Source organism: Erwinia rhapontici (assembly GCF_012271765.1).
GTDB classification, from domain to species: Bacteria; Pseudomonadota; Gammaproteobacteria; order Enterobacterales; family Enterobacteriaceae; genus Erwinia; species Erwinia rhapontici.
Genome location: NZ_VRKO01000017.1, coordinates 157,330 through 182,284, shown reverse-complemented (window position 1 = coordinate 182,284; position 24,955 = coordinate 157,330). Strand labels below are relative to the sequence as shown.

Sequence of the window (24,955 nt, the reverse complement as noted above, 5' to 3'; positions counted from 1 at the left end):
TATTCCAGCCTTCGCGGGCGCGATAGCCTGTACCCATGAAAACAGTCACCGATCCCCGCGACGAGGCCAAAAGCCTTTACTGGCAGGCCTACAGTATCCCCCAAATCGCTCAGCGACTGGGGTTGAGTGCTAATACCATTTATTCCTGGCGTCGCCGTGACGCGTGGGACGCAACCACGCCGATACAACGGGCGCTTGAGCGTACCGACGTGCGTTATCTGCGACTGATGGCAAAAGAAGATCTGAGCGCCCACGATTTCAAAACACTGGACGTGCTTGGCCGCCAGCTTGCGCGGCTGGCGCGTGACGAACGCAAAGAGAAGGATCAGGAGAAGAAAGAGAAGACACCGAAAAACCATTTCAGCGCGGAACAGATCGCAGAGCTTCGCGCCCTGGTGCTGGAGTCGCTTTTTGAGCATCAGAAGCGTTGGTACAAACAGCGCAACCGGCGTAACCGTTTCATCCTGAAATCTCGTCAGATTGGTGCCAGCTGGTACTTTGCACGTGAGGCACTACTGAGGGCGCTGGAGACAGGAACCAACCAGATATTCCTTTCGGCTTCACGCGCACAGGCTTTCCAGTTCAAGAAATTTATTATTTTCTTGGCACGCAGCATCGGAATTGAGTTGAAAGGTGGTGACGAAATAATCCTGTCGAACGGTGCAACGCTGTACTTCCTCGGCACGTCAGCAGCAACTGCGCAGTCCTATACCGGCGACCTCTATTTTGATGAGGCGTTTTGGGTAGCCAACTTCCTCAACCTGCGAAAAGTCGCCGCCGGGATGGCGACGCATGTTGGTCTCCGACGCACCTATTTTTCCACTCCGTCGAGCGAGGAACATGAAGCCTATGAATTTTGGACGGGAAATCTGTTCAACAAAGGAAGAGGCAAAAAAGAACGAGCTGAGCTGGATCTCAGTCACAAGGCACTGAAAGACGGCCAGCTGTGCGCAGACAATATCTGGCGGCAGATTGTCACGGTTCAGGACGTTATCGATCATGGCTTCCCGCTAATCGACCTGGAGGAGATCCAGAACGAAAACAGCCCGGACGAATTCGACAACCTGTATCGCTGCATCTTCGTTAAACAAGGAGAGCGGGCATTCAATTATAACGAGCTGATTAACTGCGGCGTGGACGGTTACAGCGGTATCTGGCCCGACTGGAATCCCTATGCGCCCCGCCCCCTTGGTAACCGTAAGGTCTGGATTGGTTATGATCCCAACGGCAGCAGCGGTAAAGGCGACAGCGGCGGCCTTGTCGTGCTTGCCCCGCCACTGGTTCCGGGCGGTAAATTCCGCGTAATTGAGCGTCACCAGCTGCGCGGCATGGAATTTGAAGAACAGGCAGCGTTTATCAAACGGCTGACAACAATTTATGACGTACAGCATATCGATATCGACGGGAACAGTATCGGGGCAGCAGTTTATGAACTGGTGGTGAAATTCTTCCCGGCGGCTCAGATGCACATCTACACCCCAGCCGTTAAGCGACAGTTGGTTCTCAAGGCGCAAATGGTCATCCGCGCTGGGCGATTTGAATATGACGCGGGAATGATGGATGTCGTCAGCAGCTTCATGACGATCAGAAAACTTATTACCCCGAAGGGCGGCACCATCACCTACGCATCTGATCGCAAGCGCGGCAGCAACCACGGTGATCTGGCCTGGGCAACTATGCACGCATTACAAAATGAACCGCTGGGCAATGATGCCGGCAGCGGTAGTGACAGCTTCGTTGAGGAATTCTAAGAATGAGCCGCCGCACTAAAAAAAACAGAACGTTCAGCAACGCAACGACGCCTGAAGCCCTACCAGCTGGCGATTCCATTCAGCAGCCGATTGATGAAATCCAGTCATTCAGTTTCGGAGAACCGACGTCGATCATGGATCAGCGTGACTTACAGGACTGCATGGAGTGCGCCAAAAATGGGCGCTGGTACGAACCCCCGATCAGCACATACGGTCTGGCGAGGATGGTTGAAGGCGCAGTACACCACCAGTCACCGCTGATATTCAAACGTAATGTCATTATGTCCTGTTTTAAACCGCACCCGCTGCTTTCCCGGCAAGATGCGAGCGCCTTCATCATGGACTACCTGGTGTTTGGCAATGCGTATCTGGAACTGAGGAAAAACCGACTGGGCCAGCCGTTGAAGCTAAAGCACAGCTTGGCGAAATATACTCGGCGCGGGGAAGACCTCGATCAGTACTGGTTTGTCACCTACTACGAAGAGGATTATGCCTTTCCGCCGGGTAACGTTTACCACCTGCGCAGCCCCAGCATTCACCAAGAGATTTACGGAACCCCTGAATATATGTCGGCAATGCAATCCATTCTGTTGAACGGTGAAGCCACGTTATTTCGCCGCAACTATTACATCAACGGCAGTCACGCCGGGGTTATCGTGTACCTCACCGATCCCGTGGCCAACAGTGCGGACGTGGAAAAACTGAAGAAGTCTTTAACCGACGCTAGAGGCGGTGGCGCTTTTAAAAACCTTTTCGTCTACGCAGCAGGCGGGAAAAAGGACGGCCTGCAAATCATGCCGTTCAGCCAGATAGCGGCAAAGGATGAATTCACCGGCATCAAGGATGCGACCCGCGATGACATGCTGGCAATTCACCGCGTCCCGCCACAGCTTATGGGTGTCATGCCTAACAATACGGGCGGCCTCGGTGATATTGAGAAAGCCGCGAAGGTGTTCGCTATTAACGAACTCTATCCAGTGATGGAAGTGCTGAAAGATCTGAATGATTGGCTGGGTGTGGATGTATTCGACTTCAAACCCTACGCGCTGGCAGAGACCAGCAAATAAATCACGGCCAGCCAGCTGGCACGGTCACATTCACCCGCTTCACTCCTCTCGAATCTAAGCCCTTCAGCGCCACGCTGCGGGGCTTTGCCGTTTCTCACACAATGACACGGCCTCACCCCTGAAAAACACGATACGGCCCGATTTTCGGGCAATTTTCGCATTCTGAATAATACCCCCTCCATACCCCCTTTGCGCGCGACTGCTCCCCCGCCTCGCCCGCGCATAAAAAGGGTGCCTTTTTTTGCACCTTTGCAGCCTGGCCGATCCCGCGCCAGTGCTGGTGCTGGCTGGCAATCGTGACCACAAAAAAATTGTGCAAAACGGTGCGGTTTATTGCACCCATTTTCATTCTGGAGGAATCGTCGTATTTGGTTCAAAACCTTCTGTATTAAGCTGTAAAAATGGTGGCAACTGTGTGCCACTTCCATAATTCATATGCCAAAGTTTTATAAAATCTCCCCTTCCCGCGATTAACTCTTCTATGTGCTCATCCTTCGGGAGACTTGTCTGGTAAGACTCTGCGGCTTTATGAATGGTTTCAAGCATGTATATAGCTGTCGAAACCTCACCATTCAGAGATTTAAATTTGTTCACATTATCATGATGATGCACCCTCAACATGTGTGCATCCTTCCGCATGTTTTTAATATTGGTCTCAACTCTTACCGCAAAACTTTGAACCCTTTTCTGCCTGAGGATTTCGATTTCATTTGCGATATTTTGCGCGTATGTGCTCTTTGCATTCTCTCGCGCTATTTCCTGGTCAGCCTTAGCCTTGTCTTTCGCCATTTTGGTTTTTACGGATAATCCCAGTTTCGTCGCTTTGCGATGGACTGACGCCAAAACAACATGGAAAAATGGCGTTAGTAATGCAGCGGCAACACCAGAAGCAAGTGGAGCAGCAAGCCCCACCCACCAATTAAAATATTGTTCAATAACGGTAATCCTCACTTCAACAGGATACTTACTCATAAAAAGAAGAGCTAACCACCTCCAGTTAAAGAGAACTAAAGACACTGAAACATAACCGTAAAGCGGCCCACTTATACGATCAGCAATACCCTGCAAAACATCCTTCATAAGTAACAATTCCTACCTCAAATAATTTCTCAGAGATATAGCAGCAAAACCCATATTTTTTAAGATAATTCTTATCAAGAAAAATCCAGAAGGAATAATATTCATTATTATTCAATGAATTATTGAAAATTGATTTATGCCAAAATATGAAATACTGTATATGTATACAGTTAAATATGGTTGACCTATGGCAAGAAATTACGAAATAAAATCAGCATTTTTGAACAGCATCAAAAGAGATTCCACCAGAGGACAGGTGGTTAACACGTCCGATTTCGTGAAAGAACTGGAAAAAGTTAACCACCACTTCACACGCCGCGAGGCGAACGAGTGGATCAGTTATTACCAACCATCATGGAAGGAGTACGCAGAAGAGGGCTACGATCTGAAGCGGTATTTTTTGATAAATATGGGGTACACACGTTAAGCAAGCGCCAGCACAGCCACTGGCGCCAACTCATCAGCTTTGCAGGCGCGGAAGGTGATCGCGATGGAACCAGCCATTATCGCAGCCCGTCAGCTTACCCATATCAGCCAAACGCCCCTCAACCCTGATAAGCACCGTTTCCGGTGCATCAGAGCTATCCGCAGCTGATACGATTTTCACTGTGATCACATCCCTTACAACACCCTGATATGTGCAGCTGATACGCAGGCTGTCACCGCCTACAGGCTTCGAATATCCGTTATAGCTGAGGTACATCTCTTTGATCATCCCCATCTTAATGCGGCCAAAAGTATCAGGGGGATAATTGGTATCGTAAACTTTCATCGGGTCCGCTCCAAGCGGGTTGAACTCGATTTCTGTATATCTGCGAAGCGTGGACAGGTCAAGAAAACAACAGACGAGGCGGCAAAACGTCGCCACTTTAGGAATTATCCGTTTAATTCGACCTCCGACAATGCCGCCAATACCGCAAGCCTTTCCCCCGGCGCCAACAGCCTGAACTTCTCACGCCACCGTGCAGCTTTGCGCTTGATGCGCCTCCGGTCTTCATAGTCATCACCCGCGAAAGCGGAAGAAAATAACGGCACAACTGCGGGGTCGTAGTTCATCCAAAGCTTTTCAGTTCGGACACCACCGCGTGTCATCACCTGAAATTCTGTTGTATGCCAATCAGGTAACATTTCATCGTAAAGCGCGGAAGGATATCCCGATAACATAACATTCGCTGGCACTCGGCGCAGGCATTGCAGCAGTTGCACATGGTCAGCCCGCGTATATTCGTTTCGATACTTTGCGTTACTGGTGCGCGTCTCCGCAAGATATGGCGGGTCTGCATAAATCAGCACCTTCCCCAACTCCCCATAAGCCAGTTGATTTAATTCCGTAACCGCATCTGACACGGAAATCATAAGATCATCAGCCAGGCCATCAAGAAAATCAGGATTACCCTGGCAAAAAGCCTCTATCGTAATGACGTCAATATCAAAACCAATGTTAAGCGCTGCGGGCGGCTTCCTCAGCATAATGGCACCACCACCTAAATGAGTCTCAACGTAGGTATCGTGCACCGGCATCAGTGATATTATTTTCTGATAAGCGCCGCTGGCCGCCTTACTCCCTAAATAACCCATGATTCACCCCCCTAAAAAATAACTGCAGTACGGTCATTTCTGACCACCGGACAACTGGCCAGCATGGTCATTTTTGGCCGCCCTGCTGCCTTGCTGAATTCGCCAGCTTATAAACACGACTCATTAAACTGCTCTTAATCTCTTCATCACTGCGGCCAGCATCTCTGATAGCGCCGTCTGCCTGGGCCCGCCAGCGCTTACCGTTCAGCGTTAAAATCTCACCGGCCGCCAGCTTAGTTGCCTCAAGCTCAGTGATGTTCAGACCACAACTTTTAGCAAAATCCGCCAGCGCCGCCGCACGTCCCGGGGGGACTGAAGCAACGCCCTGAACAGCCGAACGAGGCTTTTTACTCAGCGACACAAGATTTTCATTGAACGCCCGGCGTTGCTTACGTGTCATTTTGTCAAAATCAATGCCGTCCCAAATATTGACGTCGGTAACCACCGCTGGCGGTACCACATGGTCACCTCTGACCGTGCTCGATACGGCCATTTTTTTCAGCTTTCGCGGCTCCCGCGTACAGTTATTGACAGAACTCCAAGGGGCGGCGGGGCCGCCTGACAAAGCCAGGTCAACACCCACGGCAACAGCCTCAACGGCCTCTTCTTTCGCCTTCGGGACTATCTGATAACTGTTGGTACGGGTAAAAATCACCGACGATGCCGGATCAAACGGTGAGTAAACACCCGTTACATGACTGACGTCATCACCGTAGTCATTACCGTTTTCAGTCACTTCATAATTGAGGCGCACGCGGAGAAGATCGCGAGGAACCAGAGGACCACCCTGAGCGGTGACATAACCCGCCCAGTCATATTCACCGGCGGCAACCTGTGCGGGGACTATTTCAGGGAAAAGCCAAAGGTCGCGATCACGCAAGCGGCCAAGCTCACGGTAAACGGTGACCGGCGCACCGCCGATCTGCTGGAACTGTCGGATGTTCCAGCGCGAGGCCCACGCGCTGACGCGTGCAGACATCTCCGTCAGAAGTTCCCCGGTTTCATCATCCGTTTCGTCTTCCATCCCATGCGCATCGATATTTTTAGAGATGTATTTTGCGATATAGCCCGTAGCCGATCCGAAAGCCTCGTCGATCGGAACAGACATAAATCGATTTTCCTCAGCTCCCTTTTCATGACCATCAACTTTCAGCGCATATTTGCGGAAAATAGCACGCGCATAATCCACATCTTCCGGGCGGAAGAACAGCAGCGCATGCCAGTGCGGAGTCCCATCATGGTGAGGTTCAGTGACACGAAAACCGAATGTGCGAATACCTTCACGCTTCCATTTAGCGCGGACTTTTGACCAGACGTTGCAAAGATAACGCTGCGTTTCGCGAGGGCTCGCACCGTTGTATTTATTATTCCGTCGCCCGCTTTGCTGCATAGCATGGAACTTTGACGGGGCCGTCAGGGTATAGAACTCCCCGACCAGCCCGTCAGCTTTCGCCAGGTCTTCAAACCCACGCATACGCGCCATCAGCTCAGCGCGACGAATATTTTTATTAGCAACGCTGCCATTAACTTTGTCAGCCAGCGATATCCGTTCCCCGGTTTCTTTATCCTCAAGCTCCATCGCGTTGATGTATTCGCGGTTAGCTTTCTTCTGCGCCTGCCATTCCTTCAGACAAGGCTCACTGCAATAGGGTTTTGCTTTTTTATGGACGTAGCCAGCTGCGATCATCAGATGCTCACGCCACTGGTCATGCAAACGGCGCAGGCGGCGCAGCCACCACGCTGACGACTCAATACGGGCAACACAGCGCAATGCATCGTCTGCCGTCAGCTCCTCTTTGCAGTACGCACGCCAGCCCGGAGCCGTCATGTTCAGATGGGTAATAAGCCAACCAGCCCGGCCATAACCTGAGATGATCGCGAATTCGTAATCACCATGTCGTGACAGCTGATGATCAGACTCACGCATAAATTCAGCAGTAAGACAGTCAGCCAGGCGGTAAGCCAGTTTCTTCAGTTCACGCTTACCCGCCCACGGAATGCGGCGCAGATCATCACGCAGATGCATGAGGTTCATAGGCAGCGTATCTAACGGCAGGTATTTTTCGTTAACGCCATCAATGCGAGGAAGAACAAAGCGCCCAAAGGTATTTTTCAACCAGCTGGACGCTTTCTTATTCCCCTGATTTTTCTCTACGTTGCTTAATTTCTGGTCGTAGTAACGGCGGATATACTGCGGCAACGAATCCAGACGGCGGCGCAGTAAACGGACCTCCGAATCCCCAGTTTTTTTCTGTCCGTCATAATCAAAAAGGGAAATGCTGCGCTTTTCGCCGTCCAGATTACGGTAACGAATTACGGAAGGTGAGCGATCAAGCTCTTCAAAATTATATTGGCGCGGTGCGTTCCATGCGAAAGCCCCGGCAGGCTCTGGCAGCATACCGGGGAACGGAGGTGGGGGGGATGGAGCTACTCGTCCGCGAGTGTGATCAGGCACTCGTCCGCACCCCGAATATCGCGTTATAGGTTGCATCACCGCAGCACGGCCCGCAGTCGGGGCAAAAACCACCGCCAGCACGCCCGCAAGCATCGCAAATCTTCCCACCAGGACTTACGGCCAATATCTCAGCCGCTTTCTTCCCGGCACCGGCGGCAACGCCAACACTGCGAAACGTGGTAATGCTATTCAGGCTGAAACCTGCATACGCCTCGCGGGTAAACTCTGTGTCGCTATTCGAAACCACAACCGGATAGCCCTGGCTACGCAGCTGTTCAAGATGCGCAGCAAGCTCAATCTGTTCAGGGCGGCCAAAACGCTCTGTGTGGTACTGGGAGAAAGTGCCGTCATATGGTGAATCGCTGTAGATCACGTCACCGGCCCGGACCAAAGCGAGGGTTTCGGCGAAACCGGCACAAACGAACGTAGCCCGGCCAGCCTTTTCAGCAAATGCGCGGATCTCGTTTTCAGGAAAATATGGTTTCGCGATTTGTTCGAACGGAGTGTTGTAGCCACCGCTGAGGTTGTAGCGGCAAACACCACGATAACCGTGGCGGTTCAGATACAGGAAGTAGACAGCGCGATACAGCAGTGTGAGTGCTGGCTCGTTATTGAACTCGGCGCGGATAGCCTTGTAACACTCGGCTGTTTTATTCTGCGCAAACACCTTCGCGGCCAGCGCGATGAAGACGTTTTCATGCTGCTTAATCTGGACATACATGTTAATCAGATCAGCGTTGATATCCGCAACGAGGTACGCCGGATAATCGGTGTTCATCATTACTGCACATGAACCGGCAAACGGCTCAACAAGGCGATCACCGGCTGGCAGATGTTTTTTTAGCTCGGTCATCACTTTGACCTTGCTACCTACCCATTTCAAAATGGTTTTATTCATTGGTTACTGCCTTTTAGGTGGGCTGCACGGCGCTCAATAAGCGACTGGCAGAAAACGCAGGTAGTGACGCCGAAAATGGCAGCGCGACGAACCTCAGGAATTGGCTCCCCGCACTCTTCGCAGAAAAACGCGCTGGGCTGCGTCGGCAGCTGCCGCGCATTGTTGATTTGACGCGCCAGCGTTTCCGCCTGGCGCTCCTGCTCTAAATCCATTGCGTCAGCCATCAGTGCAGTGCCTCCGCCTCACCCTCAAAACGCAGGGCTTCTTTCATCAGCAGCGCAACGACGTCTGACATAGGAAGTTCTTTTTTAGCGATATGGATAGCCAGGGCGTTCAGGCGGATTGAAACAGAGAGGACTTTTGCCTTCTGACCTTCGGCATTGGCCTTCGTGAACAGCGCAGCCATAGCAGCTTCTGCATTGGCTTCTATCAAACGGCTTTCTAGATTTTTCATGTGTAGTCTCCTGAAAATGGACAATAAGAATCCCGACGCAAATAAAGCGCCTGTTTTCACAGCTGTGGTTTAAATCAGAATCCGGCGGCGTTATTTACATTGCTGCGCGGTATTTCGGCATCATCGGCGCGATAATCTTCCAGCGATGCTGAAGTTACGTTCCGGGGATTTTTTAAGGCTTCCTCTTCACCCGGTGGGCTGTAAGGAATTTTATTAGCCAGTTTCTTTATTTCTTTCATACCTCGTATAACGGTTAATTTTTCTTTTGCCGTTAGCTGGTCATAATTTAAAGAAACGTGCTTTTCGGATAGTTTTTCCATCACCTGCGGTGAACGGGTTGCAAGGGAGTTACCCAGCACAAAAACAACTTTGCGTTCTGCCATATTCAGCTTATTAAATGCCAGTGCCATCTTGCTCCCGCCACGCATTTCATCAACTTTCTTGTGAAACGCCTCAAGGTGAGGCCGTGCTATCGCGGCGTGTGGGTTAACCGCCCCAATACCTCCCGCAATAATCCGCATAACCATCACCTCTAATCGTTGCTTATCAGGCGCACCACTCGTGAATGATGCCTCGGATAAGTGCCGATTTTTAACCATGTCCGGCACATGGTTCTGTGATATTTTTTCCAAGCCTGTCTTACCGTGGAAGGGATACAGGCCTGTCAACCACTCACAGAAGGACAACCTATGAGTCACGAATCTAAACAGCTACTTGCTCGCATTGAGAACCTTGAAGCTGACATTCGCACTTACAGAGCAGAGCATCACGCCCTTAGTCATTTCACCTTTACCATTTTTAAAACTTTGTCAGTTGATCAGAGAACTCAAACCAGTAACGACCTACAAAGAATTTTAAGCCTCTATGACCGCCGACCAGCTGACATCAAGGATGACAGTGAAGATTTTGAAGCGCATCTTGCCAAGCTTTATTTTGCCGCTTTTTCCGAGCCTCCCCCTCTCTAACACTGCGTTGTAACTCGCGACCAAATTCAGTACGCGCCATGCCCCTTGCATGGCCCTTGCCCCGGATTCGCTCAAAGAACAGATATGTATTCACTTAACCTCCCCCTTTAAATTCCCATCAGGCGCACCACTTGTGAATGATGCCTCGGATAGGCCCGGCGCTGAGCGCCGGAGTATTACCAGCTACCCGGAATGGGGTAGTTACCGCAGCTGACTTTAGAGATCAGCCGTTCAACTTCTTCATAGGCCTCATTGTCTCCAGCGGCGTTCGCCACTGTCTGCAAACCCTCAAGACCTACGCTCAGACGAAATGCATGATCTGCGGTAGACGTTTCACGCACATGTGGCGCAATAGCCGTAGCCGCTTTTAAATTCATAATTTTATGGTGGAATGCATTTAGCAGGTTATCCGCCAGTGTCCGGTATTGTTCGCGCATGATTCTATTTCCGTAATTTGATTATTTTGCTGTGCGTTTCATTTTTGCCCTGCGGCAGTAATCACGGATCATTAACTGGATACTTTCAATTACGCCGTAAGCGACTGCGCACAATGAAACAATAAAAATAATATCGTCACTCGTCAGTGGTCGTGACATTTGTAATTTCCGAAGTAGGAATAAACCCGGTTAATTTAATGAGCCACTTTTCCTGGTCAGCACACAGCTGGTCGATGATATTTATCGCCTCAGCCTGCGCGAAGTCCTGACCAAAATAGTTGCCGTCCTTTGTCACGATGTAGCGGTGACGCGGGAACAATGGTGACCGTGGCGCACGTGAGATAGAGAATCCACGATACAAAGAAAGGTGCTTATGCACTTCAACAAGCTGATGCGCCATCATCACCACCTTAATTAAGTCCCAACCAAAGCAACCAGGCATCGCGTTGTTCGGTCGGTCGGCTGTAATATGCATCCCGCATTGCACGATTAAATTCAGGGAGATAGACCATTTTCTCCCCGGCACGCGCTGTAGGGTTTTCCGGGTTCCGCCATTCGATCAACGGCAGTTTGTTACTTTCAGCCATCGCTTTGATAGCGCTGGTCGGCTTGCCGATCATTTCTCCGAAGCGCTGGTATGTAACAGCGTCGATAAGGCTCTTAACCTCGGAAACACCACTAATTTCGCTCATCGTGTTAATCTCCTGTGTTGGGTTCCAACCGCTTCTAACTGCTTCCTACGGCTTCTAGCGGCGGCTGGCTTTACTTACAAACCTTGATACGGGATTCCGTATCTCAGAGGTGATTTAATACGGAGTTCCGTATCATGTCAAGCAGCTATCACAAAAAGCTGAGACTTATCCGAAAAGCAGAGGGGCTTACCCAAGCAGCAATGGCTAGTGAAACGGGGATAAGTCTAAGTTCTATAAGAAATTATGAATCTGGAGGACAGGTAGTAGGGCTAACCATCATAGAGCGGGTAATAGGCCTTCCTAAATTTATGAAGTACACGCTATGGCTTATGACTGACCAGACGGCACCAGAAGCGGGTCAAATAGCACCAAAAGGTGCTGAAGAGTTAATCTCTGAGGGCGATATAGCTACAGCTGCGATCAAGCAGCCTCGCTAATCAATTAACCTTTGGGGAAGAAGTATGAAACGGAATTATGCGGAAAAATTACGCGCCATCAGGAAGGCGGAAGGACTAACACAGAGCGAACTTGCTCAGATAGCAGGCTTAGGCCTTTCTTCAATTAGAAACTATGAAACAGAGTGGAAAGCTGCTGGCATCAGCATCATTGAGCGAATCCTCGAGGTCGAACGATTTCAGAAATACACGCTGTGGCTGATGATCGGCAAAACTTCTGAGGCAGCCGGACAAATAGCTCCGGCTCTCTCACACAGTGGGCCAGAGAAAACAGAATCACCCCAATTAACAGACAGGGCTGGTTAGGGTTACATTCAGCCTGGCTTTTAAGCCACGGCACCACAGCGAATGAAGAAGCAGCAACACCATCCATCAGGAGGCTCACCAAATGAGCATTAAAACCCTTGATGATGGTCGATACGAAGTGGACATAAGACCGGTGGGACGCGATGGAAAACGCATCCGCCGGAAGTTTGACAGAAAGTCAGAGGCGAGAGCCTTTGAGATGCACATTATAGCGACCGCAAGCAAACGGGAAGAATGGCACGCACCGAAGGCGGAGAGGCGCAAGCTGACCGATCTGGTGTCTGACTGGTTTGAAGTTTATGGCTCAACCATCCCAACCGGGATTATCGAAAGGAGGCATCTTCTTAAGACAGCGGCGCACCTGGGCAACCCGATGGCTAATGCTCTGACAACAAAGCAGCTTCAGCAAATGCGCATCACGCGGCTGAATGAAGGGATAACGGCTTCCACTATTAATCGTGACATGTACCGCCTGAGCGGCCTGTTTAAGACGTTAATTAAGATGGGGGAATACAAAGAGCCGAACCCCATAGAGAAACTGCCAGTTCTCAAGCAGGTTGCCCCTGAGGTCACATTCTTAATGCCCGATCAGATAAACCGCCTGCTGGCCGTTCTGAATGGTGACGAAAGAAAGGTGGCACTGCTGTGCCTTAGCACAGGTGCAAGATGGAGTGAGGCTTCGAACCTGGGGGCCATGCAAGTGCGCATGCAAAGGGTAAGTTATGTTGCGACCAAAAACGGAAAAAATCGGGTTGTGCCGATTTCTGAAGATCTGGAAAAACTCATTAAGACTAAAGCGACCGGCAAGCTGTTTAAAGTTGATTATGAAAACTTCCGGATCAAGCTGAGGACGGTAGTACCAGACCTGCCGCGCGGCCAGGCAACACATGTACTCCGGCATACGTTCGCCAGCCACTTTATGATCAACGGTGGCAACATAGTGACATTGAGGGATATTCTGGGACACGCGGGGATTCAGCAAACCCTGATATACGCCCACTTTTCCCCTGATTTCCTTCAGCACGCGGTGACGTTAAACCCATTGCGCGGCGGCATTGAAAAGGCGTACTAAGCAGCAGTGCCATTTTATTAATAGAGTTTTGAGGGTGAGGTCATTTCGTGATGCCAGGAGTGACCACATCGCGACCACATTCCAGATGGTTGCAACTGGTTCTAACTGCTTTAAACTTTTATAAGTAGCTGAATCAGAAAGGATAGTGACGTAAGTCACTGAAAAAAAACCCCCTCTTCATGAGGGGGGAAGACAGGGATACGTCTATGGCAAGGAAAAACAGGGATACTATGTTACTGGGTACTGCCGGTACTGCTTGCTGCCTGCAGCGGTGAAGCCTGCTGCATGTTCGTTAGCCGGCGCATTTCATCAAAGCGCTGCTGATGTTTCTGTTCTAAAACGTCCTGCTGCTGAGGCGTTAACAGGTGATACATCTGGTTGCGAACCCGAGCCATCTCGATTTGGCGCGCTACCTCTGCCTGTGAAATTTTTTCCGCCTGAGCCTTGTAGGCCGCTTCATCAAATTTATCTGCAATAATCAGTTCGTGCAGTCGCTCTAAATCGTTAATACTTATAGGAGAACGATCGTGTCGTGCCTGCTGCATCAGATCTCGTAGCTGCTGACGCTGCTGTTCAGTGAGGTTGATGCCATCAAACATATGACTCTGCGGAACCTGCCTCAGTGTACGGTTTGCTCCGTCATCCTGATGCATCTCGTCAGTCGTCGCGACGTTGTCAGCCCATGCGGCGGAGAGAGTGAACATCAGCGCCGGAACAACAACGACGGCGGTAACTTTGCGCATCGTTTACTCCCAGGTTTGTTTCCGTATTTCGATTCAACGAGAATGAGTCTACGGTGCCTGCTGCAAACATGCGTCAGGGGGTGTAAAACTACGTAAAGTCATGGATTGAGCGCATTCGTTCACGGTATTTTGCCTGCGGAGGGCAATAAAAAATGAATAAGATCCTGTTGGTTGACGATGACCGCGAATTGACTTCGCTACTGAAAGAATTGCTTGAAATGGAAGGATTCAATGTCCTGGTGGCCGGTGACGGCGAACAGGCACTGGCGCTACTGGACAGCACTGTCGATCTATTATTACTTGATGTGATGATGCCGAAGAAAAACGGTATCGATACCCTGAAAGAACTGCGTCAGCAGCACCAGACGCCGGTCATTATGTTAACCGCACGTGGTAGTGAACTGGACCGTGTCCTTGGTCTCGAACTGGGCGCAGATGACTATCTGCCGAAACCGTTTAACGACCGCGAACTGGTTGCCCGTATTCGTGCCATTTTGCGTCGTTCTAACTGGAGTGAACAGCAGCAACAGCACGACAACAGCTCACCCACGCTGGAAGTGGATTTACTGCGCCTGAACCCGGGTCGTCAGGAAGCCAGTTTCGATGAGGTCACGCTGGATTTAACAGGAACGGAATTCACGTTGCTCTACCTGCTGGCACAGCATTTGGGCCAGGTCGTATCCCGTGAACATCTCAGCCAGGAAGTTCTCGGCAAGCGACTGACACCGTTTGACCGGGCAATTGATATGCATATCTCTAACCTGCGGCGTAAGCTGCCGGAGCGCAGAGACGGCCATCCGTGGTTTAAAACGCTGCGTGGCCGGGGATATCTGATGGTGTCTGCTACATGATATCCAGCCTGACCACCCGCATCTTTGCCATTTTTTGGCTGACTCTGGCACTGGTATTGATGCTGGTGTTAATGCTGCCCAAGCTCGATTCCCGTCAGATGACGCCGCTGCTGGATAATGAGCAACGGCAGGGGATTATGATTGAGCAGCACGTTGAAGCGGAGCTGAGTCAGGATCCGCCCAATGACTTAATGTGGTGGCGCAGACTATTCCGCGCCATCGATAAATGGGCTCCGCCCGGTCAACGCCTGCTGCTGGTCACCAGCGAAGGGCGTGTGATTGGCGCTCAGCATAACGAAATGCAAGTGATCCGTAACTTTATCGGCCAGTCCGATAATGCCGATCATCCGCAGAAGAAAAAATATGGCCGACTTGAGATGGTCGGGCCATTTTCCATACGCGACGGAGAAGATAACTATCAGCTGTATCTGATCCGTCCGGCAGGCAGTTCGCAGCTCGATTTTATTAATCTGCTGTTTGACCGCCCGCTGTTACTGCTGATTGTCACGATGCTGATCAGTTCACCGCTGCTGTTGTGGCTGGCATGGAGCCTGGCGAAACCCGCACGTAAGCTTAAACATGCTGCCGATGATGTTGCGGCGGGCAATCTGCGTCAGCGGCCTGAACTGGAATCCGGACCGCAAGAGTTTCTGGCCGCGGGTGCCAGTTTTAATCAGATGGTCAGTGCGCTGGAACGTATGATGAACTCTCAGCAGCGGCTGCTGTCCGATATCTCTCACGAATTACGCACCCCGTTGACACGCTTGCAGCTGGCGACCGCGTTGATGCGCCGTCGTCATGGTGAAGGCAAAGAGCTGGGACGGATTGAGATGGAGGCACAGCGTCTGGATGGCATGATCAACGATCTGTTGGTGTTATCACGCACTCAGCATACCAATGCGCTGGTCAGTGAAGCCATTAAGGCTAACCACTTATGGTCCGATGTTCTGGAAGATGCACGCTTCGAAGCGGAACAGATGGGGAAAACACTGGAGGTGCCTTATCCACCCGGTCCGTGGCCTCTGTACGGGAATCCCAGCGCGCTCGAAAGTGCGTTGGAAAATATCGTTCGCAACGCGCTTCGCTATTCACACAGCAAGATTTCCGTCAGTTTTGCCGTGGATAAACAGGGTATCACCGTGCATGTGGATGATGATGGGCCTGGTGTCAGCCAGGAAGATCGCGAACAGATTTTCCGTCCGTTCTATCGAACTGATGAAGCACGCGATCGTGAATCCGGCGGCACAGGTTTGGGCCTGGCCATTGTTGATAATGCTATTCAGCAGCATCGCGGCTGGGTCAAAGCTGACGACAGCCCGTTGGGTGGATTGCGTCTGACACTCTGGCTACCGCTGTATACCACTCAGCGTGAATAATTTGCTATCCTTCGGCCCTCGTTCCTGAGGGCCGTAACATGCTAAATATCGTTTTATTTGAACCCGAAATTCCGCCGAACACCGGCAATATCATTCGTTTGTGCGCCAATACGGGCTTTAAACTGCACTTAATCGGTCCGCTCGGTTTCGCCTGGGATGACAAACGGCTACGCCGTGCCGGGCTGGATTATCATGAGTTCACCGCCATTACCCATCATGAGAGCTATGCGGCATTTGCGGCCTCAGAAGCCCCACAGCGCATGTTTGCCCTAACGACCAAGGGAACACCTGCCCACAGCGCTGTCAGCTATCAGGCGGGGGATTACCTGCTGTTTGGACCTGAAACACGTGGCCTGCCCGCGACCATTCTCGATGCACTTCCTGCGCAGCAAAAAATCCGCATCCCAATGATGCCGGATAGCCGCAGCATGAATCTCTCGAACGCAGTGTCAGTAGTCGTGTATGAAGCGTGGCGGCAGCTGGATTACGCAGGGGCACTGCTGAGGAATTAAGCCGGGCGAGGCATGCGAAATGTGATGGCTGTACGTAGGGGTCGGGCATGCCCGACCCGCTGTCAGATCCCGTCGCCGAATTCGAAGCCTGGCACCATGCCATTGAAATGCTGATCCATATCCATCGACGGCTTATCGCTGCCCGGCTTGCCGACAATACGTGCCGGCACGCCAGCGGCAGTGGTATGCGGCGGTACGGGCTGTAACACCACAGAACCCGCCCCAATTTTTGCTCCACGCCCGACTTCAATATTGCCGAGGATCTTGGCACCCGCACCGATCATCACGCCTTCGCGGATCTTAGGATGACGATCACCACTGGTTTTGCCAGTACCGCCCAGGGTGACTGACTGCAGGATCGATACGTCATCTTCAATGACTGCCGTCTCACCGACAACGATCCCGGTGGCGTGGTCGAGCATGATGCCACGGCCAATTTTCGCTGCCGGATGAATATCGACAGCAAAAGAAACAGACACCTCGTTTTGCAGGTAAACCGCCAGTGCACGACGACCTTCGTTCCATAACCAGTGGCCAATACGATAAGCCTGCAACGCATGGAAGCCTTTCAGGTACAAAAGCGGCGTCGAGTACTTGTCGATCGCCGGGTCGCGCTGACGTACCGCCTGAATGTCACAGGCAGCAGAGATGATCATCGAGGGGTCCTGACGATAGGCATCCTGAATGACTTCACGGATGGCGATCGCTGGCATGATTGGGTTTGCCAGCTTATTGGCCAGCATATAGCTCAGAGCGCTACCCAGATCGTCATGTTTGAGTAGAGTGGCGTGGTAAAAACTGGCCAGCATTGGTTCACAGTCGGCCAGCGCACGCGCTTCCGTTTTAATGTTATCCCAGATCAGTTCAGGCTCTACACACGGCATGGCTCTCTCCCCATTAAAAATGGCGTCCGGTCAGACGCCACAGGCTACAACACGCTCAGTTCAGCTCCCGCTGTTTTCGTCCTTCCTTGTGCGGCCGAGCAGATTTAATGCTGCCTCGCGCGCATCTTTTCCGCAATAGAGCACCTGATAAATTTGCTCGGTGATCGGCATCTCCACGCCATAACGCGCGGCCAACGCCTTCACTTCTTTGGTATTGCGGAAACCTTCCACGACCTGGCCGATAGTTTGCTGTGCACCTTCAACATCAGCACCCTGCCCCAGCATCATGCCAAAACGACGGTTACGCGACTGGTTATCGGTACAAGTCAGCACCAGATCGCCCAGCCCGGCCATGCCCATAAAGGTGGTGGGATCGGCACCCAGTGCAGCACCCAGGCGGCTCATTTCAGCAAGGCCTCGGGTAATCAACGCGGTACGCGCATTGGCACCAAAACCAATACCGTCCGACATGCCAGCACCGATAGCGATGACGTTTTTCACGGCTCCGCCCAGCTGCACGCCGATAAAATCAGGATTATTATATACGCGGAAGCTTTTGCCACAGTGCAATAGCTGCTGCAAATCATCAGCAAACACGACGTCTGTTGCCGCCAGTGCAATCGCCGTAGGCAGACCTGCTGCCAGCTCTTTGGCGAAAGTCGGGCCTGAAATGACAGCCAGTGGAATGGTATCGCCCAGGATCTCACGCGCCACATCTTGCAGCAACCGCCCGGTTTCTTTCTCCAGACCTTTCGTCGCCCAGACCAGGCGAGAATCCGCACGCAGGTGTGGCTTGATCTGCTTGAGCACATCGCCAAACACATGGCTGGGAACCACTACCAACAGATCGCGGCTGGCGGATATTGCTGCGGCAAGGTCGGTTTCGAGGCGAAGGGTATCCGGGAAAGGAACATCAGGAAGGAAAGCGGTATTACAACGGTCAGCCTGCAACTGCGCCTGATGCTGGGGATTATGGCCCCACAACACCACTTCGTGGCCGTTACGGGCCATCGTAATCGCCAAAGCGGTGCCGTACGAGCCGGCACCGATTACGCTCATGGATGCATGAGGGCTATCCATTAAGCATCCTGCTGAGGCGCTGCACCTTCTGACTGCTGCAGGTAGTTCATAAACAGCGCGTCAAAGTTAACCGGAGCAAGATTCAGCTGCGGGAAGGTGCCACGTGATACCAGGCTGGTGATGCACTCACGCGCATACGGGAACAGAATGTTCGGGCAGTATGCACCCAGGCAATGTGCCATCTGGTTTCCTTCGATACCACCGATAGAGAAGATACCTGCCTGCTGTACTTCGCACAGGAACGCGGAATCTTCGCCAACAGTTGCGGTAACCGTCACGCGCAGCACGACTTCATACACATCGTCAGCCAGTTGGCTGGAGGCAGTGTCGAGATCCAGTTTAACTTCCGGTTCCCATTCTTTCTGGAAAACCTGCGGTGCGTTTGGCGCTTCAAAAGAGATATCTTTAGTGTAGATACGTTGGATCTGGAAAGACATCTCGGTGTTGTTCTGTTCTGACATGGTACGTAATCCTATAGGTTAATAATCCGTTACTGTGCTGCAGCAATAGTCAGGCAATATGCGCCATAATGCGCAGCCTTTCCTTATTTTAACAACGGGCTAAGGCCGTCACGACTTTCAAGTGCAAAGAGATCGTCGCAGCCGCCGATGTGCTGTGCACCAATAAAAATCTGTGGAACAGTCGTCCGGCCGCTACGTTTTATCATTTCTTCACGCAGGGAAGCATCCCCATCAATTGGGATTTCCTTAAAAGTCACCCCTTTCTGACTCAGCAGTGCTTTAGCACGATGGCAGAAAGGACAGGTTGCTTTGGTGTAGATCTCAACGTTTGTCATGCCAGAACTCCTGTAGTTTATTTACCGCGAACCAGCGGCAGGTTATCGCCACTCCAGCCGGACACGCCATCTTTCAGCACGTAGACCCGCTCGAAGCCTGCTGCATTCAGCTTGGTGGCTGATTCAGATGCAGAAGTCCCGGTTGCACACACGACGATCACTGGCTGTGCTTTATATTTTTCAAGCTCGCCGAAGCTGCTTTTTTTAATATCTGCAGCCAGTACATTCATCGCGTTAGAAATATGGCCCTTGCGGTAATCATCGCGCCCACGCACGTCCACTACCACGGCTTCTTCTTTGTTAATTAAACGGGTTGCTTCACCACGACTAATCACTTTTACTTTGGAGAACATGCCCTTAACGGTGGTCACGATCACCAGAACCAGCAAAACAACCCACGCCAGACCTAAAATTGTGTGATTGCCTGCGAACTGCATAATATCTTGCATGAGGGGTAACAACTCCCGAAAGGGTTAATAAGCTAAAAATAAGGCTTCTGAGTATACCTGCCAGGAGTGTCATGTACAGTCGAGAAGGCCTTCAGAGTTATGATTTCTGCGCCAGTTTACAAAAAAAAGTTGCCTTAAGTGAAAACGGCTATCCTGTGATGACACTGCGGCGAAGTTAAGCGGTGAAATGTTGCGCAATGGGGATTTCTGTCGCGCTGCGTTATGCGCTCGTTTCAGCCGCTTCTGGGCAATTATTCCCACAGGCAGAAGGTCGGGCCTGTTACTGACAGAAATAGAAAACCACTCAGAGATGGCTGGTAAGCTGCTGTTCATCGTGGAATAATCCACGGATATGAGGGAAAAAGCGACAGTGTTACATCCAAGGACCCCGCGTCATTCATCGGCTGTTGTTCAGCCGTTACGCGCAAGCTTGTCCGCCCTGACCGTCAGTGCGCTTTGCACCGGCGCATTGTTGTTCTCTTTTTCCGCGCTGGCCGCCGAAGATAACAAATCACAACTGCAAACCATTCAACAAGATATTGCCGCTAAAGAGAAAAGCGTGCAGTTGCAGAAACAGCAACGAAATCAGTTGCTCGACCAGCTACAAAGTCAGGAAAAAATTATTGCACAGGCCAGCCGTCAACTGCGTGAAACGCAGGGCAGCCTGACCACGCTCAATAAAGACATCACCAACCTCACCGCCTCGATTAGCAAACTTCAGCAACAGCAAAAGCAGCAGGAAGCGATCCTTGCGCAACAGCTGGATGCGGCATTTCGTCAGGGGCAGCATAACGGATTACAGCTTGTTCTGAGTGGCGAAGAGAGCCAGCGCAGTGAACGTATGCTGGCCTACTTTGGTTATCTCAACGACGCCCGGCAAAAATCAATCGAAGCGCTGAAGCAGACCCGCAACGACCTGTCGGCGCAAAAAACCAGCCTGATCGATAAACAAGCTCAGCAAAAATCACTGTTAGACCAGCAACAAAGCCAGCAGCAAAAGCTTGAAGGCGCTCGCCAGGCGCGCAAGAAAACCCTGACAACGCTGGAATCTTCGCTGGAGAAAGATCAGGCACAGCTCGTTGAGTTACGGCAGAACGAAAGCCGCCTGCGCGACAAAATCGCCAAAGCCGAGCAGGAAGCCAAAGCCCGGGCAGAGCGTGAAGCCCGTGAGGCAGAAAAAGTTCGTCAGCGAGAAGCACAGGCGAAAAGCAAAGGCAGCACCTACAAACCGACCGACAGTGAACGCTCACTGATGTCGCGCACTGGCGGTCTGGGTCAGCCCGCAGGGCGGGCCGTTTGGCCGGTACGGGGCAATATTGAACACCGGTTTGGCGAACAGCTGCAGGGTGAGTTGCGCTGGAAAGGACTGGTGATTGATGCGCCTGAAGGCACCGAAGTCAAAGCGATTGCCGATGGCCGTGTATTAATGGCTGACTGGCTTCAGGGCTACGGCCTGGTGGTCGTGGTTGAGCACGGTAAAGGCGACATGAGTTTATATGGCTACAATCAGAGTGCGCTGGTCACCGTCGGAACCCAGGTGCGTGCAGGTCAGCCTATCGCGCTGGTCGGCACCAGCGGTGGCCGCGGTACGCCGTCGCTCTATTTTGAAATCCGCCGTCAGGGACGAGCAGTCAATCCACAACCGTGGTTAGGAAGATAGTTTTGTTTCAACCTCGAAAACTCAGCGGCCTGCTGGTCGCACTGCTGTTATCCAGTCCGGTCTACGCCGGTAAGCTTTCGATTGTCATTGATGACTTTGGCTATCGGCCGGCTCAGGAAAATCAGGTATTGCAGATGCCTGCGGCTATTTCAGTCGCCGTGCTGCCTAATGCTCCCCATGCACGCGAAATGGCCACTAAAGCCCACCAGCGTGGCCACGAGGTACTGATCCACCTGCCGATGGCCCCTCTCAGTAAACAGCCGCTGGAAAAAGATACGCTGCGTCCGGATATGTCGGCGGAAGAGATCGCACGCATTATCCGTGAAGCCGCTGCGGATGTCCCGTTTGCCGTTGGTCTCAACAACCATATGGGCAGCGCGATGACCTCCAGCCTGCCAGGGATGCAAAAAGTGATGCAGGTGCTCGATCACTATAATTTCTACTTCCTTGACAGCATGACCATCGGTAACAGTCAGTCGACCCGCGCCGCAGCGGGTACCAGCGTGAAAGTGATCAAGCGCCGGGTATTTTTGGACGATACCCAGAATGAAGCTGATATTCGTAAACAGTTTACCCGCGCAGTGCGGCTGGCCCAGCGTGATGGCTCAGCGATTGCGATTGGCCATCCCCATCCGGCAACCGTCAGGGTATTACAGCAGATGCTGCCCACTTTGCCCGCTGATATCACCCTGGTGCGCCCGAGCCAGTTGCTTAACGAACCGCAGCGCGTGAACAATAAGCCATTGCCACCAGACAGCAAATCTCAGCCATCCATGCCACGTAACCCATTCCACCCTGGGGATATTTGTCGTGTGAAAGTGGTGCCAGTACCGGCAACGCGGGCGCTGGAAGTCGTGAGCGAAAGCATCAGCAACAGTCCGTTATTGCAGGATTTGAAGAATAAACTGTCAGTGAAGTTCAGTAGATAAGTCTGGAGTCACATACAGGGGCAGACCTTCTGTTGAGGTCTGCCCGCACCAAAATAGTTACGACCAGTTCAGGATCACCTTTCCGGAGTGCCCACTACGCATCTCATCAAATCCCTGCTGAAAGTCTTCAACAGGATAGTGGTGGGTGATCACGGGTGTCAGGTCCAGGCCAGACTGTAGCAATGCCGCCATTTTGTACCAGGTTTCAAACATCTCCCGCCCATAGATCCCTTTGATAAACAGCCCCTTGAAAATCACCTGATTCCAGTCAATAGACATTGACGACGGCGGAATACCCAACATGGCAATACGCCCACCGTGATTCATCACCTCCAGCATGGAACTGAACGCCGCAGGAACACCGGACATTTCCAGGCCAACATCGAATCCTTCCGTCATCCCCAGATCATTCATCACCTGCGACAGGTTTTCCTCGCTGACATTCACCGCTCGCGTAACTCCCATCTGACGCGCCAGTGCCAGACGGTACTCATTCACATCAGTGATCACCACATAACGCGCCCCAACATGACGGCAGATAGCCGCAGCCATGATGCCAATCGGTCCAGCACCGGTAATCAGCACATCCTCACCAACCAGATCGAATGACAGTGCGGTGTGCACAGCATTGCCAAAGGGGTCAAAAATAGCGGCCATATCATCAGAGATATTATCGGGAATTTTGAACGCATTGACCGCCGGGATCACCAGATACTCGGCAAAACATCCCTGACGGTTAACACCCACGCCTACGGCATTCCGACACAGATGCGTACGTCCACCCCGGCAGTTACGGCAATGCCCGCAGGTGATGTGCCCCTCGCCGGAGACACGATCGCCGATGCTAAAACCTGCGACTTCCTGCCCAATGGCCACCACATCTCCCACGTACTCATGGCCGGTGATCATCGGTACCGGGATGGTTTTTTGCGACCACGCATCCCAGTTGTAAATATGGACATCGGTGCCACAGATCGCCGTTTTGCGGATTTTGATCAGCACATCGTTATGGCCGGGTTCCGGGATTGGCGCATCGTCGATCATCCAGATGCCGGGCCGGGGGTGCAGTTTTGCTAATGCTTTCATGGTGTTTCTCCCTGGGGGATCACACGCAGTTCCTGGCCCACCCGGCGGAAGGCTGCGACCGCACGTTCTAACTGAGCCGGGGTATGAGCCGCAGAGATTTGCGTGCGAATGCGTGCCTGACCTTTAGGCACAACGGGATAACAGAAACCCGTGACATAAATCCCCTCCTGCTGTAATCGGGCGGCAAACGTCTGTGCCAGCCGCGCATCGCCCAGCATCACCGGAATAATCGCGTGGTCGGCCCCGGCCAGCGTAAAACCTGCTGCGCTCAAAGCTGTACGAAAATAGCTGACGTTTTCCCACAACCGCTGACGCAGTCCCTGTCCGTCAGCCAGCATCGTCAGTACCTGCCGGGAAGCCGCCACAATGGACGGTGCCAGTGAGTTTGAAAACAGATAAGGCCGCGAGCGCTGCCGCAGCCATTCAACCACCTCTTTTTTCGCGGCGGTATACCCACCGGAAGCCCCACCCAGTGCTTTGCCTAACGTGCCGGTAATAATATCAACCCGCCCCATCACGCCACAGTGTTCATGACTTCCTCGTCCAAGGTGCCCGACAAATCCGACAGCATGAGAGTCATCAACCATCACCAGCGCCTGATAACGATCTGCCAAATCGCAAATACCTGCCAGGTTTGCGATCACCCCATCCATAGAAAACACACCATCGGTGGCGATCAGAATATGGCGGGCACCTTCAGAACGGGCCTGCTCCAAACAGGCTGCCAGTTCAGTCATATCATTATTGGCATAACGGTAACGCCGGGCTTTACACAGGCGAATACCGTCAATAATCGAGGCATGATTTAACGCATCAGAAATCACCGCATCTTCAGGCCCCAACAGCGTTTCAAACAGACCGCCGTTGGCATCAAAGCAGGAAGAGTAGAGAATGGCATCATCCATCCCGAGAAACTCTGCGAGCGCCCCTTCCAGCTGCCGGTGGCTGTCCTGGGTGCCACAAATAAAGCGCACGGAGGCCATACCGAACCCATGACTGTCCATACCTGCTTTTGCGGCAGCAATCAGAGCGGGATGATTCGCCAGCCCCAGGTAGTTATTGGCGCAAAAGTTCAGCACTTCACTGCCATCAGCCAGCATAATGGCCGCCTGCTGCGCGCTGACGATTTGCCGCTCCCGTTTAAACAGTCCCTCACTTTCAGCGCTGATAAGCTGCTCATTAATCTGCTGATAGAATTTCTGATTCACCTTTATCCTCCCAGTTAGATTTTTTGCGATACAGATAACTGAAAGTGAAGCACATGGCTGTTCATATACGCGGAATAATCTGCTTTTTGCCACATAAATCACGGAAAACACCCCCGACACGCCCTCTCCCCCCCCGCCTCTGGCTGTCGACTTCGCGATGAGATGTTATGA

General features: G+C 52.0%; 30 protein-coding genes. 11 read left to right on the top strand and 19 right to left on the bottom strand.

Translation table 11 applies throughout. The annotated features are described in order from the left end of the window. Positions 1 to 35 precede the first annotated feature (35 nt). Positions 36 to 1,751, top strand: coding sequence for a terminase large subunit domain-containing protein (locus FVB43_RS22565; protein WP_167864816.1), 1,716 nt, complete (start codon positions 36 to 38; stop codon positions 1,749 to 1,751). A gap of 2 nt (positions 1,752 to 1,753) precedes the next feature. Then, entirely contained in the window at positions 1,754 to 2,818 is a 1,065-nt protein-coding gene (locus tag FVB43_RS22560; protein ID WP_133846401.1) for a phage portal protein, read from the top strand. A gap of 345 nt (positions 2,819 to 3,163) precedes the next feature. Here the strand turns inward: FVB43_RS22560 and FVB43_RS22555 are convergent, their stop codons facing one another. From FVB43_RS22555 to FVB43_RS22520, 8 genes are all read right to left on the bottom strand, one after another. Then, positions 3,164 to 3,898 (bottom strand): hypothetical protein, encoded by a 735-nt coding sequence (locus tag FVB43_RS22555; protein ID WP_167864815.1) that lies wholly within the window; start codon positions 3,896 to 3,898, stop codon positions 3,164 to 3,166. A 460-nt stretch (positions 3,899 to 4,358) separates the two neighbouring features. Next, positions 4,359 to 4,766, bottom strand: coding sequence for a hypothetical protein (locus FVB43_RS22550; protein ID WP_167864814.1), 408 nt, complete (start codon positions 4,764 to 4,766; stop codon positions 4,359 to 4,361). Positions 4,767 to 4,774: 8 nt separating this feature from the next. After that, a complete protein-coding gene (locus FVB43_RS22545; RefSeq protein WP_197931317.1) occupies positions 4,775 to 5,476 on the bottom strand; it encodes a DNA adenine methylase in 702 nt (233 codons plus the stop codon). A 67-nt stretch (positions 5,477 to 5,543) separates the two neighbouring features. Continuing rightward, positions 5,544 to 7,874: a replication endonuclease gene (locus FVB43_RS22540; RefSeq protein ID WP_167864813.1), complete on the bottom strand. Its 2,331-nt coding sequence runs from the start codon at positions 7,872 to 7,874 to the stop codon at positions 5,544 to 5,546. A gap of 49 nt (positions 7,875 to 7,923) precedes the next feature. After that, positions 7,924 to 8,829: a Dam family site-specific DNA-(adenine-N6)-methyltransferase gene (locus tag FVB43_RS22535; protein ID WP_133846408.1), complete on the bottom strand. Its 906-nt coding sequence runs from the start codon at positions 8,827 to 8,829 to the stop codon at positions 7,924 to 7,926. Next, positions 8,826 to 9,053 (bottom strand): TraR/DksA family transcriptional regulator, encoded by a 228-nt coding sequence (locus FVB43_RS22530; protein ID WP_133846409.1) that lies wholly within the window; start codon positions 9,051 to 9,053, stop codon positions 8,826 to 8,828. The genes FVB43_RS22535 and FVB43_RS22530 overlap by 4 nt, the downstream gene beginning before the upstream one ends. Further along, entirely contained in the window at positions 9,053 to 9,283 is a 231-nt protein-coding gene (locus FVB43_RS22525; RefSeq protein ID WP_167864812.1) for a DUF2732 family protein, read from the bottom strand. The genes FVB43_RS22530 and FVB43_RS22525 overlap by 1 nt, the downstream gene beginning before the upstream one ends. Positions 9,284 to 9,357: 74 nt before the next feature. Then, a complete protein-coding gene (locus FVB43_RS22520; protein WP_133846411.1) occupies positions 9,358 to 9,915 on the bottom strand; it encodes a hypothetical protein in 558 nt (185 codons plus the stop codon). Between the two features lie 57 nt (positions 9,916 to 9,972). Here FVB43_RS22520 and FVB43_RS22515 point away from each other — a divergent pair, with 57 nt between their 5' ends. Then, positions 9,973 to 10,248 carry a hypothetical protein gene (locus tag FVB43_RS22515; RefSeq protein WP_133846412.1) on the top strand — a complete coding sequence of 92 codons (276 nt, stop codon included), beginning with the start codon at positions 9,973 to 9,975 and terminating at the stop codon, positions 10,246 to 10,248. A 176-nt stretch (positions 10,249 to 10,424) separates the two neighbouring features. Here FVB43_RS22515 and FVB43_RS22510 read toward each other — a convergent pair whose 3' ends face one another. The 3 genes from FVB43_RS22510 to FVB43_RS22500 all read right to left on the bottom strand — a co-directional run bounded on the left by FVB43_RS22510 (position 10,425) and on the right by FVB43_RS22500 (position 11,377). Further along, the gene (locus tag FVB43_RS22510) at positions 10,425 to 10,685 is read right to left on the bottom strand and encodes a hypothetical protein (RefSeq protein WP_133846413.1); all 261 of its coding nucleotides are present in this window, start codon (positions 10,683 to 10,685) and stop codon (positions 10,425 to 10,427) included. A gap of 136 nt (positions 10,686 to 10,821) precedes the next feature. Then, positions 10,822 to 11,088 carry a hypothetical protein gene (locus FVB43_RS22505; protein WP_133846414.1) on the bottom strand — a complete coding sequence of 89 codons (267 nt, stop codon included), beginning with the start codon at positions 11,086 to 11,088 and terminating at the stop codon, positions 10,822 to 10,824. A 7-nt stretch (positions 11,089 to 11,095) separates the two neighbouring features. Beyond that, positions 11,096 to 11,377 (bottom strand): Cox family DNA-binding protein, encoded by a 282-nt coding sequence (locus FVB43_RS22500; RefSeq protein ID WP_167864811.1) that lies wholly within the window; start codon positions 11,375 to 11,377, stop codon positions 11,096 to 11,098. Between the two features lie 134 nt (positions 11,378 to 11,511). Here FVB43_RS22500 and FVB43_RS22495 point away from each other — a divergent pair, with 134 nt between their 5' ends. The 3 genes from FVB43_RS22495 (at position 11,512) to FVB43_RS22485 (ending at position 13,210) form a co-directional block, all read left to right on the top strand. Continuing rightward, positions 11,512 to 11,814: a helix-turn-helix domain-containing protein gene (locus FVB43_RS22495; protein ID WP_133846416.1), complete on the top strand. Its 303-nt coding sequence runs from the start codon at positions 11,512 to 11,514 to the stop codon at positions 11,812 to 11,814. A gap of 24 nt (positions 11,815 to 11,838) precedes the next feature. Next, on the top strand, positions 11,839 to 12,138 hold the full coding sequence (locus tag FVB43_RS22490; RefSeq protein WP_133846417.1) for a helix-turn-helix domain-containing protein: 300 nt from the start codon (positions 11,839 to 11,841) through the stop codon (positions 12,136 to 12,138). An 82-nt stretch (positions 12,139 to 12,220) separates the two neighbouring features. After that, positions 12,221 to 13,210 carry a phage integrase gene (locus FVB43_RS22485; protein ID WP_167864810.1) on the top strand — a complete coding sequence of 330 codons (990 nt, stop codon included), beginning with the start codon at positions 12,221 to 12,223 and terminating at the stop codon, positions 13,208 to 13,210. 233 nt (positions 13,211 to 13,443) lie between these two features. On the opposite strand, the gene cpxP is transcribed toward FVB43_RS22485, so the two are convergent. Continuing rightward, a complete protein-coding gene (gene cpxP / locus FVB43_RS22480; protein ID WP_133846419.1) occupies positions 13,444 to 13,953 on the bottom strand; it encodes a cell-envelope stress modulator CpxP in 510 nt (169 codons plus the stop codon). A 152-nt stretch (positions 13,954 to 14,105) separates the two neighbouring features. Here cpxP and cpxR point away from each other — a divergent pair, with 152 nt between their 5' ends. The 3 genes from cpxR to trmL are packed head-to-tail and all read left to right on the top strand — an operon-like array spanning position 14,106 to position 16,692. Then, positions 14,106 to 14,804 carry an envelope stress response regulator transcription factor CpxR gene (gene cpxR, locus FVB43_RS22475; RefSeq protein ID WP_133846420.1) on the top strand — a complete coding sequence of 233 codons (699 nt, stop codon included), beginning with the start codon at positions 14,106 to 14,108 and terminating at the stop codon, positions 14,802 to 14,804. Beyond that, positions 14,801 to 16,180, top strand: a complete 1,380-nt coding sequence (cpxA, locus tag FVB43_RS22470; protein ID WP_133846421.1) for an envelope stress sensor histidine kinase CpxA — start codon at positions 14,801 to 14,803, stop codon at positions 16,178 to 16,180. The genes cpxR and cpxA overlap by 4 nt, the downstream gene beginning before the upstream one ends. Positions 16,181 to 16,218: 38 nt before the next feature. Next, positions 16,219 to 16,692, top strand: a complete 474-nt coding sequence (gene trmL, locus FVB43_RS22465) for a tRNA (uridine(34)/cytosine(34)/5-carboxymethylaminomethyluridine(34)-2'-O)-methyltransferase TrmL (protein ID WP_133846422.1) — start codon at positions 16,219 to 16,221, stop codon at positions 16,690 to 16,692. Positions 16,693 to 16,754: 62 nt separating this feature from the next. Here the strand turns inward: trmL and cysE are convergent, their stop codons facing one another. From cysE to FVB43_RS22440, 5 genes are all read right to left on the bottom strand, one after another. Further along, positions 16,755 to 17,576 (bottom strand): serine O-acetyltransferase, encoded by an 822-nt coding sequence (gene cysE / locus FVB43_RS22460; protein WP_133846423.1) that lies wholly within the window; start codon positions 17,574 to 17,576, stop codon positions 16,755 to 16,757. A gap of 60 nt (positions 17,577 to 17,636) precedes the next feature. After that, positions 17,637 to 18,656 (bottom strand): NAD(P)H-dependent glycerol-3-phosphate dehydrogenase, encoded by a 1,020-nt coding sequence (gene gpsA, locus FVB43_RS22455; RefSeq protein ID WP_133846424.1) that lies wholly within the window; start codon positions 18,654 to 18,656, stop codon positions 17,637 to 17,639. Next, the gene (gene secB, locus FVB43_RS22450; protein ID WP_133846425.1) at positions 18,656 to 19,117 is read right to left on the bottom strand and encodes a protein-export chaperone SecB; all 462 of its coding nucleotides are present in this window, start codon (positions 19,115 to 19,117) and stop codon (positions 18,656 to 18,658) included. The genes gpsA and secB overlap by 1 nt, the downstream gene beginning before the upstream one ends. Before the next feature lie 83 nt (positions 19,118 to 19,200). Continuing rightward, a complete protein-coding gene (gene grxC / locus FVB43_RS22445) occupies positions 19,201 to 19,452 on the bottom strand; it encodes a glutaredoxin 3 (RefSeq protein WP_133846426.1) in 252 nt (83 codons plus the stop codon). A 17-nt stretch (positions 19,453 to 19,469) separates the two neighbouring features. Then, the gene (locus FVB43_RS22440) at positions 19,470 to 19,901 is read right to left on the bottom strand and encodes a rhodanese-like domain-containing protein (RefSeq protein ID WP_133846427.1); all 432 of its coding nucleotides are present in this window, start codon (positions 19,899 to 19,901) and stop codon (positions 19,470 to 19,472) included. Between the two features lie 352 nt (positions 19,902 to 20,253). On the opposite strand from FVB43_RS22440, the gene envC reads away from it, so the two are divergent. Both envC and FVB43_RS22430 read left to right on the top strand, forming a co-directional pair. Then, entirely contained in the window at positions 20,254 to 21,561 is a 1,308-nt protein-coding gene (gene envC, locus FVB43_RS22435) for a murein hydrolase activator EnvC (RefSeq protein ID WP_167864809.1), read from the top strand. A gap of 2 nt (positions 21,562 to 21,563) precedes the next feature. After that, positions 21,564 to 22,490, top strand: coding sequence for a divergent polysaccharide deacetylase family protein (locus tag FVB43_RS22430; protein ID WP_167864808.1), 927 nt, complete (start codon positions 21,564 to 21,566; stop codon positions 22,488 to 22,490). A gap of 57 nt (positions 22,491 to 22,547) precedes the next feature. On the opposite strand, the gene tdh is transcribed toward FVB43_RS22430, so the two are convergent. Further along, a complete protein-coding gene (gene tdh, locus FVB43_RS22425) occupies positions 22,548 to 23,576 on the bottom strand; it encodes an L-threonine 3-dehydrogenase (RefSeq protein ID WP_167864807.1) in 1,029 nt (342 codons plus the stop codon). Beyond that, on the bottom strand, positions 23,573 to 24,784 hold the full coding sequence (locus FVB43_RS22420; protein ID WP_159338318.1) for a glycine C-acetyltransferase: 1,212 nt from the start codon (positions 24,782 to 24,784) through the stop codon (positions 23,573 to 23,575). Before FVB43_RS22420 ends, tdh begins: the two co-directional genes overlap by 4 nt. Positions 24,785 to 24,955 lie beyond the last annotated feature (171 nt).

Coding starts and splice junctions, on each gene's coding strand:
- cpxA (WP_133846421.1), top strand. CDS start 14,801: ATGATATCCAGCCTGACCACCCGCATCTTTGCCATTTTTTGGCTGACT.
- FVB43_RS22485 (WP_167864810.1), top strand. CDS start 12,221: ATGAGCATTAAAACCCTTGATGATGGTCGATACGAAGTGGACATAAGA.
- gpsA (WP_133846424.1), bottom strand. CDS start 18,656: ATGGATAGCCCTCATGCATCCATGAGCGTAATCGGTGCCGGCTCGTAC.
- FVB43_RS22525 (WP_167864812.1), bottom strand. CDS start 9,283: ATGAAAAATCTAGAAAGCCGTTTGATAGAAGCCAATGCAGAAGCTGCT.
- FVB43_RS22500 (WP_167864811.1), bottom strand. CDS start 11,377: ATGAGCGAAATTAGTGGTGTTTCCGAGGTTAAGAGCCTTATCGACGCT.
- FVB43_RS22535 (WP_133846408.1), bottom strand. CDS start 8,829: ATGAATAAAACCATTTTGAAATGGGTAGGTAGCAAGGTCAAAGTGATG.
- cysE (WP_133846423.1), bottom strand. CDS start 17,576: ATGCCGTGTGTAGAGCCTGAACTGATCTGGGATAACATTAAAACGGAA.
- FVB43_RS22440 (WP_133846427.1), bottom strand. CDS start 19,901: ATGCAAGATATTATGCAGTTCGCAGGCAATCACACAATTTTAGGTCTG.
- envC (WP_167864809.1), top strand. CDS start 20,254: ATGAGGGAAAAAGCGACAGTGTTACATCCAAGGACCCCGCGTCATTCA.
- FVB43_RS22495 (WP_133846416.1), top strand. CDS start 11,512: ATGTCAAGCAGCTATCACAAAAAGCTGAGACTTATCCGAAAAGCAGAG.
- grxC (WP_133846426.1), bottom strand. CDS start 19,452: ATGACAAACGTTGAGATCTACACCAAAGCAACCTGTCCTTTCTGCCAT.
- FVB43_RS22540 (WP_167864813.1), bottom strand. CDS start 7,874: ATGCTGCCAGAGCCTGCCGGGGCTTTCGCATGGAACGCACCGCGCCAA.
- cpxP (WP_133846419.1), bottom strand. CDS start 13,953: ATGCGCAAAGTTACCGCCGTCGTTGTTGTTCCGGCGCTGATGTTCACT.
- FVB43_RS22560 (WP_133846401.1), top strand. CDS start 1,754: ATGAGCCGCCGCACTAAAAAAAACAGAACGTTCAGCAACGCAACGACG.
- FVB43_RS22515 (WP_133846412.1), top strand. CDS start 9,973: ATGAGTCACGAATCTAAACAGCTACTTGCTCGCATTGAGAACCTTGAA.
- FVB43_RS22565 (WP_167864816.1), top strand. CDS start 36: ATGAAAACAGTCACCGATCCCCGCGACGAGGCCAAAAGCCTTTACTGG.
- FVB43_RS22490 (WP_133846417.1), top strand. CDS start 11,839: ATGAAACGGAATTATGCGGAAAAATTACGCGCCATCAGGAAGGCGGAA.
- secB (WP_133846425.1), bottom strand. CDS start 19,117: ATGTCAGAACAGAACAACACCGAGATGTCTTTCCAGATCCAACGTATC.
- FVB43_RS22505 (WP_133846414.1), bottom strand. CDS start 11,088: ATGATGGCGCATCAGCTTGTTGAAGTGCATAAGCACCTTTCTTTGTAT.
- trmL (WP_133846422.1), top strand. CDS start 16,219: ATGCTAAATATCGTTTTATTTGAACCCGAAATTCCGCCGAACACCGGC.
- FVB43_RS22545 (WP_197931317.1), bottom strand. CDS start 5,476: ATGGGTTATTTAGGGAGTAAGGCGGCCAGCGGCGCTTATCAGAAAATA.
- FVB43_RS22510 (WP_133846413.1), bottom strand. CDS start 10,685: ATGCGCGAACAATACCGGACACTGGCGGATAACCTGCTAAATGCATTC.
- FVB43_RS22530 (WP_133846409.1), bottom strand. CDS start 9,053: ATGGCTGACGCAATGGATTTAGAGCAGGAGCGCCAGGCGGAAACGCTG.
- cpxR (WP_133846420.1), top strand. CDS start 14,106: ATGAATAAGATCCTGTTGGTTGACGATGACCGCGAATTGACTTCGCTA.
- tdh (WP_167864807.1), bottom strand. CDS start 23,576: ATGAAAGCATTAGCAAAACTGCACCCCCGGCCCGGCATCTGGATGATC.
- FVB43_RS22555 (WP_167864815.1), bottom strand. CDS start 3,898: ATGAAGGATGTTTTGCAGGGTATTGCTGATCGTATAAGTGGGCCGCTT.